The sequence below is a fragment of the Devosia ginsengisoli genome (assembly GCF_007859655.1).
In the GTDB taxonomy this organism is placed as follows: domain Bacteria; phylum Pseudomonadota; class Alphaproteobacteria; order Rhizobiales; family Devosiaceae; genus Devosia; species Devosia ginsengisoli.
The window spans coordinates 2715997-2728695 of record NZ_CP042304.1 but is presented as its reverse complement, the minus strand read 5'-3'; the positions used below and the strand labels follow the sequence as shown (position 1 = coordinate 2728695).

Below are 12699 nucleotides of genomic sequence, written 5' to 3'. Positions count from 1 at the left end.
TGTTTTTATGAGCGGCAAGGCGCATCAACGGCGTCGTTTGCCACCATGCGGTTTTGCGGGGTGGTTAGCCAGTGTCGGAGTTTGAAGACCCAATGATCAGGTTTGCCTTGGTTGGCTGTGGACGCATTTCGAATAGGCATGCCGAACTGCTGGGCTTGGGTGCGATCAAAGGCGCTAAGCTTGTGGCGGTCAGTGATGTGGTTGTGGAGAAGGCTCGTCGCCATGGCGAGCGCTTCAAGGTGCCTCATTTCGCCGATATGCACGAGATGATGCAGGCAACTGCCCCTGATGTTGTGGTCGTGCTGACTGAAAGTGGCAACCATGCGAACCACGTTCTGGCGCTGGCTCCTTATGGGAAACACATCGTTGTGGAAAAGCCCATGGCGTTGACGCTGGAAAGCGCCGATGCCATGATCAAGGCATGCGCCGATGCTGGCATTAAGCTGTTCGTGGTCAAGCAGAATCGGTTCAATGTGCCGGTAGCAAAGCTGCGCGAGGCACTCGAGCGGGGACGTTTCGGTCGGCTGGTACTGGGGACGGTTCGTGTTCGCTGGACACGGGACCAGGCTTATTACGATCAGGACTCATGGCGCGGAACATGGGCGCTTGATGGCGGGGTGTTGGCCAACCAGGCCAGCCACCATGTCGATCTGCTGGAATGGATGATGGGGCCGGTGGAAAGCGTATTCGCGCGGAGTGCGACGGCGCTCGTGAGGATCGAGGCAGAAGACACGGCTGCGGTGGTGCTCAAATTTACGAGCGGCGCGCTTGGTATTATTGAAGCCACTACAGCCGTGCGACCCAATAATCTAGAAGGGTCTATCTCCATTCTAGGAGAAACCGGCTCGGTCGAGATTGGCGGCTTTGCCGTCAACAAGCTCAAGGTCTGGGATTTTGTGACCGCGCAGGACGGTGACGATGCCGTGATGGAGAAATTCTCGGTCAACCCGCCCAATGTCTATGGCTTCGGGCATCAGGCCTATTACGAGGACGTCGTCGCCAGCCTCACTGATGGCACGCCGCATCTGGTCGACGGGCGGGCCGGCCGTCGCAGCGTGGAACTCATAAATGCGATCTATGAGTCGATCGAAACCGGGCGTGAGATCAAGCTTGGGGGGCGTCATGAGACCAGATTGGGGCTGGCCAGAACATGACCCCGGCGATACGTGACATCGGCGTCGTCGATGTTGAATGCGGGGTGGGCGTCACCATTACCGCGCCCAGCAATCTTTATGGCTGCGTGCTGGGCGACGGTGTGTTCATCGGCCCCTTCGTCGAGGTGCAGAGAGGCGTCACCATCGGGGCGGGAACACGAGTACAGTCCCACACCTTTATCTGCGAACTGGTGACGATCGGCCGCGACTGTTTCATCGGCCATGGTGTCACCTTCATCAATGACCTTTTCGAGGATGGCGGGCCCGCGCGGGGAGATCGTGCAAAATGGCGAAGCACGATCGTGGGTGATAATGTTTCCATAGGCAGCAATGCGACAATTCTGCCGGTTTCAATCTGTAATAATACGGTAATCGGCGCAGGTGCTGTCGTCACCAGGGCAATCGAAGTGGCCGGCGTTTACGCCGGAAACCCAGCCCGCCTGCTCAGGAAAGCATGATGATAAAGTTTCTGGACCTGCATGCTCAGTACATGTCCATCAAGAGCGATGTGGACGCGGCCATCGCGGATGTGATCGCCAATAGTGCGTTCATCCGCGGCCCCCATGTCGCCAGGTTCGAGCAGGCCTTTGCAGACTGGATTGGCGTGGCGCATTGCGTGGGTGTTGCCAACGGCACCGACGCGCTGGAAATCGCCATCGAAGCGCTCGACCTGCCGCCGGGTTCGGAGATCATCGTTCCGGGCAACAGCTTCATCGCCTCATCGGAAGCGGTATCCCGGTCCGGGCACGCCGTTGTGTTTGCCGACGCCGATGCGGGAAGCTACACGCTTGATCCGGAAAGCGTTCGGGCCAAGATTACGCCGCGGACCAGAGCGCTGATGGCGGTGCATCTCTATGGCCATCCGTGCGACATGAAATCGCTGATGGCTATAGCGCGCGAGCATGACCTGCGGGTGATCGAGGATTGCGCCCAGGCGCATGGCGCCAAGTTCAACGGTCAGAATGTCGGGACATGCGGTGACCTGGCGACCTGGAGCTTTTATCCGGGCAAGAATCTGGGTGCTTTCGGCGATGCGGGGGCGTTGACCACTCAGGACGCTGGGCTCGCCCGGCGCGCGCAGATGATTGCCAATCACGGCCGGGTCGGGAAGTATGACCATGAGTTTGAGGGGCGAAACTCCCGCCTCGACGGGCTGCAGGCTGCCATTCTCAGTGCCAAGTTGCCGCATCTGGAAGGCTGGATCGACAAGCGGATTGCGCTGGCCGACAGCTATCTCGTCGGGCTGGCCGATATTGCAGAAGTGACCTTGCCTGTCCGCCGGAACTGGGCGCGTCAGGTCTATCATCTCTTCGTCATCCGCACAGGGCGAAGGTTGGAGCTGGCGGAATACCTCAAGGCGCGTGGCATTGAAACGGGCGTGCATTACCCCACCGCGTTGCCAAGGCTGAAAGCCTATCGCAACCATCCACAGCACGGGGAGGCGCTCAATGTCTGCGCCATGGACAGTCAACTTCTTAGTCTGCCGATCGGCGAACATATGAGCTTGTCGGATGTGACTGCTGTCAGCGAAGCTGTTCGCGACTTCTTCACCGCATGACTGGCACACGTTCCCTGCTGGGATCGGTTGCGATTTACATGAGCGCCAACGCCGTTGCGGCGGGGGTGCCGCTCTTGCTTATGCCCCTTCTTACGCGGATCCTCAGTCAAGAGGACTATGGTCGCGTAGGTATGTTTTCCGTGACCATCGTGGCGCTCAGCGCGTTGGCTGGCCTCAGCGTCTACGGAGCGACCGGTATCCGGTATTTCGAACGCAACGAACTGAATTTCCCCAACTATGTGACGTCTTGTTTTGCGATTCTGGGTGCGAGTTCTGCTGTGCTGATGCTCGTTGTGCTGCTGTTCTCGGACCGGCTGGAGCAGGTCACGCATCTGCCCACATCCTGGCTTGTGATCGCGACCTTGGTTGCAATGGTGCAGTTCGTTCTCCAAGTGCGATTGGGCATATGGCAGTCAGCAAAGCAACCCTGGCACTTCGGTGCGCTCAGAATTTCGCAATCTGTTGGAGATGCCGCGCTGACGCTGGCATTGGTCGTTGGATTGGGGCTTGCCTGGCAGGGGCGGGCGGCAGGAATGGCAATAGCGGCCGGCGGCGTGGGGGCGTTGGCAGTGATCAGCCTGTTCCGCAGTGGGTTGATCGGGCGCCAAGTTAAGAAGGATTATGTGCTCAACGCACTGCGCTACGGGGTACCGCTAATACCGCATGTGCTGGGCGGCATGTTGCTAGCCATGGCGGATCGTTTCATGATCAGCAGTATGCTTGGTGTCGCCGAAACCGGCATATATTTCGTCTCGGTGCAAATCGGGCTGGCTATCAGGCTGATTACCGAATCCGTCAATCGCGCCTACGCTCCCTGGCTCATCGAGGCCTTGCGTATCAATGACTATCCACGCGATATCGCTGCGGTCCGTATGACATATGCTTATTCTACCGCCCTGCTTGCAGGGGCGATCTTGGTTGGCTGGCTCGCTCCTTTTATCCTACCCTTGCTGGTGGGTGAGGCTTTCCAGGCCGCCGCTCCGATCGTCGGCGTCACGGCTTTGGGCTTCGCCTTCGGAGGAATGTATCTGATGGTCACGAATTATCTGTTCTATGCAGGGCAGACAGGGCGGCTGGCCCTCATAACGATATCGTGCGGCGCACTCAATGTCGGACTGTCTTATGTGCTTCTGCCGCTCAATGGCGCCATTGGCGCTGCACAGGCCTTTGCCGCATCACAACTTGCCCTGTTCCTATTGACTTGGTTTGCAGCGCAACGGGCTCGCCCCATGCCCTGGCTGCGGGCCCTGACGGGGCAAGGGTGAATGCCTTTTCTGGCCGCTAAAGTACCCGAACTCACGCTGGACGACATCCTGGTTCTCGAAGACACCCGAGAGCTTATGGCCTTCGAAGCCAGGGATACGGGCGTTCCGATGTGGCCGCTGGTGCGTATACGGTTTCTGCGCCAAATTTTGGGTGACCTGCTCTTTTCCGGCGATCTGGCTGGTCAGCGGGTAACACTAGGCCAGCCGGGCAAGGCTTTTGCCGCAATGGGGCGCTACGTACTTCACAATACCTTCTCGCCTTCACCCCAAGGCCGGATCACGCTTATGTCGACTGCTTTGGGCGGTGGGGCGCGTGACGGGCGATGGTTCAACCGATTGACCGACCATTTCGCCATGGCCTATCCCGATATCAGCTGCGTCGTGGAAGATGATCTGCACTGGCATTATCCGGGGCCGCGCCATTTCGAGCGCATCCGCTACAATGCTCCTTCCATGGCGTGGAGCGTAATGCTGGGCAAGACGCTCGTGCGAAAGGCGGATTACTCTGCGGCCACCGCACTGGTGGACTTGGTAAATAGCCGGGCCAGGGACAGCATTGGATGGGAGATGGCGGTCAGAGAGCGCCATATGCTTATCGGAAAACTGGCGGAAGTTTCGGCCGCACTGCCGGCCACCCTAGCCATGTATGGCCGATTGTTCGGCAGGCTGGGCACGCGCTTGCTGCTCAAGGGCGGTGGTTGCTATGGAGGGGCATCGGTAGCGCCCATCGTGGCCGCTCGAAGAATGGGCATCGTCACGGCGGAGCACCAGCATGGGCTTATTTCTAAGGGCATGGATGCCTATAATATCGGTTCCGAATTGGCGGGTAGTGAGGCCTACAAATCCTGCCTGCCGGATTACCTGCTGACCTTCGGGCCCTGGTGGAACGACAAGTTTCGATTGCCGGTGGTGCCAGTTGCCATAGGCAGCCCGCATCGATCTGCCGTCATGACCAAGAGGTCGGGGATTGGCTTAGACGCGTCTGCGCGCCGGGATGTCCTCGTGCTCAGCGATGGCGTGGACGCCGACATTTTTATCGACTTAGCCGCCCAAATAGCCGAGGCCTTGACCACAAGGAGGATGCGCGTAGTGTTCCGCCCCCATCCTGTAGAGCGTGACAGTCGGGATTGGCGGGGTCAACTGCCCACCGGGGTGGTGCTTGATGAAAATATTGATCTTTACGATTCCTTCGATTCCGCGCTGGCCGTGGTGAGTGAAGTCACGACGGGCGCCTTCGAGGCCCTCGGTCTCGTTCCTCATATTCTGGTGCGTGATACCGCCAAGACCCGCTTCAACTATCCCGATGGCTCGTTCGCGCTGTTTCGGACCATCGATGACCTGCTGAGGCTGCTTGACGCGGCAACCGAACAGACAGCGACCAGCCTGACCAAAGCCATATGGGCCGACAACTGGCAGGACAACTATGCCCGCTTTCTTCAGGCGCAAGGCGTAGGTATCTGATCGCTGTCAGACGCGCAAGGAAAGGCGTCCGTCTGGGGCTAGCAATGAGGAAGAGAAGAAGTTAGGTCGGGGAGGGGGTGACGAGTCGGGATTTTACATATGGTTCTGAGGTTCATTCTCGCGGCGACCTTCTTCTGCCCGCTCGTGGGCATTATCATGGTGGAGCAGGGTGCTTTTTCCGGCTCTACTTGGACGAGCGGCTATGCCAATGGCGCCGCGCCGGCTTTTGCCTGCTTCGGTGCACTGGCTTTTCTCGCGGCCTTCCTGCTGGCGCGTTTCACGCCGCTCGGCCGGTTGGGACAGCAGAGTTTTTTCAACATGCCGCCCGACACGCGCCAGGTTGGCCGGCGCGTGCTGGTGCTATTGGTTCCGATGACGCTCTTCGCCCTCTTTGTGATGGGGGGTATTCATACGATTGCCGGTTCCGTGGGGTCGGGCGAGTTCAGGATATCGATGGGCGGGCTAGGGCCCGTTGGCTATCTGGTCATCAAATATTACGCACCGGGCCTGATGGCCTATCTTATCGCGGTGCGACACGCCGCCGGGCAAAGGCTTTGGTCGGTCGATGTGCTGGTCGTGGCCGTATGCGTCGCCCTGATCGCGCTGTCTTTTGGCTACAAGGCCGGCATAGTGATAGCCTTTCTGCCCGTGGTAATTATCTTTTTCTGGTCCGCGCGCTGGTTGACACTGGTGCCGGTCGTTGTCGGCGGCGCGGCTCTGATCGCAATAGGTTATCTGCAATTCGGCTGGCAGCGCGGCAATCTGGTCGAGGCCATGGTTAACAGGCTGTTCGTCCTGCAGGGTGATATTGCGTGGAGTCTATGGGGGCAGTACCGGCTGGGAGTCGATTTCCCGCCTTATGTCGATACGCTTCTGACCATACCGGGTGATCGTTTTTTCACAATGGTCACTGGAATTTCACGGGCGCAGCCACTGGAATGGGTGCAGGCTCACTTCAGCCTTCTGGCGACGCATCTGGCCGGTTTCCCGGCCGAGGAAATTATCCGTCAGGGCCATAACGGCTCCGCCCATGTGTTCTCAGAGGGCTTGCTGGCCGGCGGAATTGTCGGTCTCGGGATGTTTGCCGTCCTTTGCGGGGCAGTCATGGTGGCCATTCACGCCTTTCTGGACAACAAGATCGGGGCGAGAAATTATGTTATGGCGACGACAGCCGCCGCGTATGCCATTGTCGGCGTGATGGCATGGATTATTGGCGGCGGTCTGGCGGAACTGCTCCACATTTCCGCAATCACAGGCCTGATAACCCTGTGGCTCATGTTGATCTGGGTGTCTGGCGAATGGATCATTTTTGGAGCGCTGGCGAACCGGAGATTTCCTTACCGGCGAGAAGTCGGCTAGGGCTGCGCGACGAGAAGGGGCCTAACATCTCCCTGGAAGGCAGCACACTGTCCTGGCGTCCGGGCTTTTGCCATCGTTTCACGAACCCCAAAGGGTTGATCTTGAGAATACTCCACTTGCATACGATAGGGGCGTTTGGTGGCGCATCGCGCAGCCTGTTCGAGGCTCTGCGCGCCTTGCCGTTGGGAATTGTACAGTCTCATTTCGTCACCCAGAAGGGCACTGTCGTTCCCTTTTTCTCGCAAATCGGGCCGGTGATCGCCGCCAGGGGGATCAGCCAGTTCGACCACACAAGGTATGGACGCTACCGGCGATTGCGCTGGCTGGTCCTGCTGCGGGAGATCGCTTTTCTGCCCGCGACCGTCCTAGCCCTACTGCGCGCCCGCAAGGCTTGGGGTGACGTTGATTTGATCCACGCAAATGAGGTCACGGCCATTGTACCACTGCTGCTCGCCCGTTGGCTGTTTCGAGCACCGGTCATAGTTCATGTCCGCTCTGTCATGCAGAAGGACGGCAGGGGACTTCGTAGCGCCCTGCTGCGTAGGCTTCTCGATAGCGCGGCGGCTGTCGTCGCCATCGACGAGACGGTGCGAGCGAGCCTACCTGCCGTGCTGGACGTCGATGTGGTGCACAATGGTTTTCTGCCCAAAGTGGCTGAGCAAACCAATGCGGCCATTGCTGCTTTGCCGCTAAGGGGCAGTTCATTCAAGGTTGGCTTTGTGGGCAACCTGTTGCGCGTCAAGGGCGTGGCTGAACTAATCGAAGCCGCCAGGCAACTGCAGGCGCGGGCGGTGGATGTCGAATTCATCCTCGTCGGCGACGATGCGCGCCCTTCCAAGGGACTCAAGGCGCGCATCCTCAAACGGCTGGGACTGGCACAGGACATGCGGGCGGAAATCGAAGCCGAAATTGCGGCGCATGACCTAGGAAAGAATGTGCATCTGGTGGGCTTCCAGTCCGATATCGCCAGCGTCTATCGCAGTTTCGATGTGCTTTGCTTCCCTTCCCATTATGACGCGCCAGGTCGGCCAATCTTCGAAGCCGCCTTTTCGGAGGTGCCCTCCATCGTAGCGCTTACTGCTCCGCTGGCCGATACGCTGGTCGACGGGGTTACCGGGATCGCCATTCATCCGCGCGATGCGGGCCAGTTGGCCAATGCCATTGCTCTGCTGGCCGAGGACCGGGCCTACAGTGCGCGCCTTGGCATTGCGGCTGGCGAGCTGGCGCGGTCGAATTTCGATATTTCCGCCAATGCGCAGCATCTTTTGGCGATCTACCGCCGCGTCCTGTCGTCGGACCAGACCGGTGGGTCAAGGAAAAAGGGTAGCGAGTTCGCGCAATCCCTGCCAAAACGCGGGCGGTAACAATGAGTACTATGTCTTCGATGTTTGCAGAGTCCTGCCTTCTTATCACCGGCGGAACGGGATCGTTCGGTAGCGCCGTCCTTGAGCGATTCCTCGATTCCGACTTGCGCGAAATTCGTATTTTCAGCCGGGATGAGAAGAAGCAAGACGATTTGCGCAAGCGTTTTGGCGGTTCCAAGCTGAAGTTCTATATTGGCGATGTGCGCGACTATGCCAGCGTGCTGACGGCGACGCGTGGCGTGGACTTCATTTTTCACGCCGCTGCACTCAAGCAGGTGCCATCGTGCGAATTCCATCCGATGGAGGCCGTCAAGACCAATGTCATCGGTACCGATAATGTGCTTGAGGCAGCCAATGCCAACCGTGTGAAAAAGGTCATCTGCCTCAGCACCGACAAGGCGGTGTTGCCAGTTAATGCCATGGGTATGTCCAAGGCCCTGATGGAAAAGGTCATGGTGGCGAAGTCCCGAGAGCTGGGGGGCGGTGGGACGGTGCTGTGCGGCACTCGTTACGGCAATGTCATGGCATCGCGCGGCTCGGTCATCCCGCTATTTGCCGAACAGATCTTGAACGGCAAACCGATGACGGTGACGGATCCGAATATGACCCGTTTCATGATGAGTCTGGAGGATGCGGTGGAACTGGTGCTGTTCGCCTTTCATCGCGGCAATAACGGCGACATTTTCGTGCAGAAGTCGCCGGCGGCCACGATCGGAGATTTGGCGCTGGCCATGGGTGGCGTGCTTGAAATCCCCGATCACCCCATCCAAGTGATCGGCACACGGCATGGCGAAAAGCTCTACGAAACGCTGCTAAGCCGCGAGGAGATGGCGCGGGCAGAAGACCTGGGCGATTATTATCGCATCGCGGCCGATCAGCGCGACCTCAACTATGCCCCTTATGTCGAGGACGGCCGATCCGACATTTCGACGGCGCATGACTATAATTCGGAGAATACGCGGCGGTTGGATGTCGCGGGGATGCGGAGTCTGCTGGAAAGTCTCGATTTCATTCGTGATTTGCGTGAAGGGCGCTCGCCCGGATTGGGCGTCTAGATGACCAGAATAGCCCTAACGGGAGCCAGTGGTTTCATCGGCAAGAATGTCCGCTTCCGGCTGGATGAGTTGAAAATCCCGGTTGTGGTGATAGGGCATGACCTGCGCGGTACAACCTTGGAGCAGGCGCTGACCGGCGCGGATGTCGTCGTACATCTGGCCGGCGTCAACCGGCCGAAGGAGGAGGAGGAATTCGCTGCAGGCAATGCCGGGATGACCCAAGCGATGGCGGGCGCTCTGAGATCCCTGGGCAAAGCGGCGCCGGTGATCTATGCGTCGTCTACCCAGGCAGGCAACGATACGCCTTACGGCCTCAGCAAGCGCGCCGCGGAAGATATCCTGGTCGATTATGGGCGACGCAGCGGCGCCCCGATACACGCTCTGCGGTTACCCAATGTCTTCGGCAAGTGGTCAAGACCAAACTACAATTCCGTGGTGGCGACATTCTGCCACAATATTGCGCGGGATTTGCCAATCGCCATTTCTGACCCCTCTGCTCCCTTGGAACTCATCTATGTGGACGATGTGGTCGAAATCATCGTCGCGCTGATCGCCCAGCCGGCCCGCCGCTCGGACGATATGCTGCGGCCTACTTACAGCACGACGGTGGGTGCGTTGGCCGAGCAAATCAAGGCGTTTCGAGATAGTCGCCGGTCGCTGTTGGTGGGTCCGGTTGGCACCGGGCTCGCGCGCGCTCTGCACGCGACCTATCTCAGTTTCCTCGATGCAACACATTTCGCCTATGATTTGCCGAAGCATACCGATCCACGCGGAACCTTCGTTGAGATGTTGCGCACGCCGCAATCGGGACAGGTCTCCTTCTTCACCGCCAATCCCGGCATAACGCGTGGCGGGCATTACCATCACAGCAAGACGGAAAAATTCTTGGTCGTATCAGGCCAGGCTCTGTTCCGATTTCGCAATATCGTGACGGGCGAGTATGCCGAAATTCAGGTGCGCGCCGAGGACACAAAGGTCGTTGAAACCGTGCCCGGCTGGTCGCATGACGTTACTAATACGGGCGGCGATACGCTGATCTGCATGCTCTGGGCGAATGAATTGTTCGATCCCGAACGCCCCGACACTTTTTCCGCAAAGGTGCCATGAAATTGCGTGTCATAACCGTGGTTGGTACCCGGCCTGAAATTATCCGGCTGTCCCGAACGTTGGCGGCGTTGGACCAGCATTTCGAACACATCCTCGTCCATACGGGGCAGAATTACGACTATGAACTGAACGGCATTTTTTTTGCCGAACTGGGGATCCGTCCGCCCGACGTCTTTCTCGAGGCTGCCGGAGAAAGTGCTGCGGAGACGATCGGCAAGATCATTGCTGCCTTCGACAAGGTGCTGGCCGAGCGCCAACCCGATGCCGTGCTGGTATTGGGCGATACCAATTCGTGCCTGTCGGTTATCCCCGCGAAGCGCAGGCATGTTCCTATTTTTCACATGGAAGCCGGCAACAGGTGTTTCGACCAGCGCGTGCCGGAGGAAACAAATCGCCGCATCGTCGACCATACCGCCGACATTAACATGCCCTATTCCGACATTGCACGCGAATACCTGCTGCGGGAGGGTATCCCGCCGGACCGTGTCATCAAGACTGGCAGCCCGATGTATGAAGTGCTCACCCATTACCGGGCAGGTATTGACGCCTCGACCATCTGTCAAACCCTCGGGCTGACAGAAGGACGTTATCTTGTCGTCAGTGCGCATCGGGAGGAGAATGTCGATTCCGAGATCAACCTTCGGAAGTTCGTGAGCATGCTCGACGGCCTGGCATCCGACTACGATCTGCCGATCATTGTTTCCACCCATCCGCGTACGCGCAAGCGGTTCGACGAAGCGGGCGTCCGGTTCGAGCGTCCGATCCAATTGCTGAAGCCGCTCGGCTTTCTCGACTATGCGCGGTTGCAGACAGGGGCCAAGGCGGTTCTGTCTGATAGCGGCACAATCACCGAGGAATCCTCTATACTCAATTTTCCGGCACTCAATATTCGGGAGGCCCACGAACGGCCCGAAGGGATGGAACAGGCATCGGTCATGATGACGGGCCTCGACTTGTCTCGGGTCAGGCAGGGCCTGTCCATCCTTGCATCGCAGCAAAGCGGCCAGACCCGCACCCTGCTGCCGGTGGCCGACTATATGGTGCCCAATGTTTCGGAAAAGGTTGTCCGGATCGTGCTGAGCTACCGGGACTATGTGAAGCGCACCGTGTGGCGAGAGATTATTTAGGTGCGCTTACTCGTAATAAGCCAGTATTTTTGGCCGGAGACTTTCCGTATCAACGACTTGGTCGCTGGACTGACCGCGCGCGGTCACGAGGTTACCGTGCTGACCGGGCGGCCGAATTATCCCGATGGCCAGGTGTTTGCGGAGTTTGCCGCGGAGCCGGAAGCTTTTTCGCGCTTCGCTGACGCGGATGTGGTTCGCGTCCCAATGCTTGCGCGGGGCAGGGGTGGTCTGCGGCTCGCGCTCAATTATCTCATCTTTGCGCTTTCGGGCATATTCCTAGGACCGCTGGTGTTGCGGGGCCGGAAGTTCGACGCCATCTTCGTCTTCCAGCCCTCGCCGGTAACGGTCGGTCTACCCGCCATTACTCTGGGTTGGCTGAAGCAGGCCCCGGTCGCCTTTTGGGTTCTCGATCTGTGGCCGGAATCCCTGATCGCCGTCGGTGCCGTGCGCTCACGTCCGATCCTGGGCGCCATTGCCCTCCTAGTTCGGTTCATCTATCGGCAATCCGCCGTGGTTCTGGGGCAATCGCGCAGCTTCGTGACCGAAATCCGCCGCTACCTTCAAGATCAACGCCGCGCGATCTATTTTCCGAGCTGGCCGGACGAAGCCGGCAGCGCCGAAACTGCCGATGCCGCTCCGGAAATACCGCCAGCGCCTGATCTCTTCACGATCGTCTTTACCGGCAATGTCGGCGAGGCCCAAGATTTTCCGGCCATTCTCGATGCTGCAGACAGGCTGCGTGATCGACCGGTTCGTTGGGTTATTGTCGGCGACGGACGCAAGGCGCTGTGGCTGCGTGATGAGGTTGCGCGGCTTGGGTTGACCGAGCAGGTGTTGATGCCCGGGCGCTTCCCGCTCGAAAGGATGCCGTCGTTCCAGCGTCATGCCGACGCCCTGCTCGTTTCCTTGCGGGACGAACCGATATTTGCCATGACTATACCGGGGAAAATACAGAGCTATCTTCAGGCCGGCTTGCCCATCATCGCCATGTTAAATGGGGAGGGAGCGGCAGTGGTAGGCGAAGCGGGGGCTGGTCTAGCGGTTGCGGCTGGCCATTCCGACGATCTGGCCGAAGCCGTCCTTGCCATGATTGCCACGCCTGCGGCTGTGCGTCAGGAAATGGGCGAAAATGGGCGTCGTTATGCGAGCCGCGAGTTTGACCGGGATGCGCTCTTTGATCGTATTGAAGTCATTTTGAATGATATCTCGGCAGGCCGCATTCCTCCTGCCCATACGGCCTAGCGCTTCG

General features: G+C 58.9%; 11 protein-coding genes. All 11 read left to right on the top strand.

Going from position 1 to position 12699, the window contains the following annotated elements:
- The first annotated feature begins 92 nt into the window (after positions 1 to 92).
- The 11 genes from FPZ08_RS13280 (at position 93) to FPZ08_RS13235 (ending at position 12692) form a co-directional block, all read left to right on the top strand.
- Positions 93 to 1154: a Gfo/Idh/MocA family protein gene (locus FPZ08_RS13280; RefSeq protein WP_146290462.1), complete on the top strand. Its 1062-nt coding sequence runs from the start codon at positions 93 to 95 to the stop codon at positions 1152 to 1154.
- Entirely contained in the window at positions 1151 to 1612 is a 462-nt protein-coding gene (locus tag FPZ08_RS13275) for an acyltransferase (protein ID WP_146290461.1), read from the top strand. Before FPZ08_RS13280 ends, FPZ08_RS13275 begins: the two co-directional genes overlap by 4 nt.
- Positions 1612 to 2712, top strand: a complete 1101-nt coding sequence (locus FPZ08_RS13270) for a DegT/DnrJ/EryC1/StrS family aminotransferase (protein WP_186766992.1) — start codon at positions 1612 to 1614, stop codon at positions 2710 to 2712. The genes FPZ08_RS13275 and FPZ08_RS13270 overlap by 1 nt, the downstream gene beginning before the upstream one ends.
- A gap of 38 nt (positions 2713 to 2750) precedes the next feature.
- The gene (locus FPZ08_RS13265; protein ID WP_186766991.1) at positions 2751 to 3977 is read left to right on the top strand and encodes a lipopolysaccharide biosynthesis protein; all 1227 of its coding nucleotides are present in this window, start codon (positions 2751 to 2753) and stop codon (positions 3975 to 3977) included.
- On the top strand, positions 3978 to 5438 hold the full coding sequence (locus tag FPZ08_RS13260) for a hypothetical protein (protein WP_146290458.1): 1461 nt from the start codon (positions 3978 to 3980) through the stop codon (positions 5436 to 5438). It abuts the gene before it with no gap.
- Between the two features lie 99 nt (positions 5439 to 5537).
- Entirely contained in the window at positions 5538 to 6797 is a 1260-nt protein-coding gene (locus FPZ08_RS21985; RefSeq protein ID WP_186766990.1) for a hypothetical protein, read from the top strand.
- Positions 6737 to 8161 carry a glycosyltransferase family 4 protein gene (locus tag FPZ08_RS13255; RefSeq protein WP_186766989.1) on the top strand — a complete coding sequence of 475 codons (1425 nt, stop codon included), beginning with the start codon at positions 6737 to 6739 and terminating at the stop codon, positions 8159 to 8161. Before FPZ08_RS21985 ends, FPZ08_RS13255 begins: the two co-directional genes overlap by 61 nt.
- Positions 8162 to 8181: 20 nt before the next feature.
- Entirely contained in the window at positions 8182 to 9216 is a 1035-nt protein-coding gene (locus tag FPZ08_RS13250) for a polysaccharide biosynthesis protein (RefSeq protein WP_146293150.1), read from the top strand.
- Complete coding sequence (gene wbjC, locus FPZ08_RS13245; RefSeq protein WP_146290456.1) at positions 9217 to 10323, top strand: UDP-2-acetamido-2,6-beta-L-arabino-hexul-4-ose reductase; 1107 nt, start codon at positions 9217 to 9219, stop codon at positions 10321 to 10323. It begins immediately after the preceding gene.
- On the top strand, positions 10320 to 11450 hold the full coding sequence (locus FPZ08_RS13240) for a UDP-N-acetyl glucosamine 2-epimerase (protein WP_146290455.1): 1131 nt from the start codon (positions 10320 to 10322) through the stop codon (positions 11448 to 11450). The genes wbjC and FPZ08_RS13240 overlap by 4 nt, the downstream gene beginning before the upstream one ends.
- A complete protein-coding gene (locus FPZ08_RS13235) occupies positions 11451 to 12692 on the top strand; it encodes a glycosyltransferase family 4 protein (protein ID WP_146290454.1) in 1242 nt (413 codons plus the stop codon).
- The last annotated feature ends 7 nt before the right edge of the window (positions 12693 to 12699 follow it).

Bases quoted from the DNA above. Each gene is read 5' to 3' on its own strand.
- FPZ08_RS13280 (WP_146290462.1), top strand. From the start codon at position 93: ATGATCAGGTTTGCCTTGGTTGGCTGTGGACGCATTTCGAATAGGCAT.
- FPZ08_RS13275 (WP_146290461.1), top strand. From the start codon at position 1,151: ATGACCCCGGCGATACGTGACATCGGCGTCGTCGATGTTGAATGCGGG.
- FPZ08_RS13270 (WP_186766992.1), top strand. From the start codon at position 1,612: ATGATAAAGTTTCTGGACCTGCATGCTCAGTACATGTCCATCAAGAGC.
- FPZ08_RS13265 (WP_186766991.1), top strand. From the start codon at position 2,751: ATGAGCGCCAACGCCGTTGCGGCGGGGGTGCCGCTCTTGCTTATGCCC.
- FPZ08_RS13260 (WP_146290458.1), top strand. From the start codon at position 3,978: ATGCCTTTTCTGGCCGCTAAAGTACCCGAACTCACGCTGGACGACATC.
- FPZ08_RS21985 (WP_186766990.1), top strand. From the start codon at position 5,538: ATGGTTCTGAGGTTCATTCTCGCGGCGACCTTCTTCTGCCCGCTCGTG.
- FPZ08_RS13255 (WP_186766989.1), top strand. From the start codon at position 6,737: ATGGATCATTTTTGGAGCGCTGGCGAACCGGAGATTTCCTTACCGGCG.
- FPZ08_RS13250 (WP_146293150.1), top strand. From the start codon at position 8,182: ATGTTTGCAGAGTCCTGCCTTCTTATCACCGGCGGAACGGGATCGTTC.
- wbjC (WP_146290456.1), top strand. From the start codon at position 9,217: ATGACCAGAATAGCCCTAACGGGAGCCAGTGGTTTCATCGGCAAGAAT.
- FPZ08_RS13240 (WP_146290455.1), top strand. From the start codon at position 10,320: ATGAAATTGCGTGTCATAACCGTGGTTGGTACCCGGCCTGAAATTATC.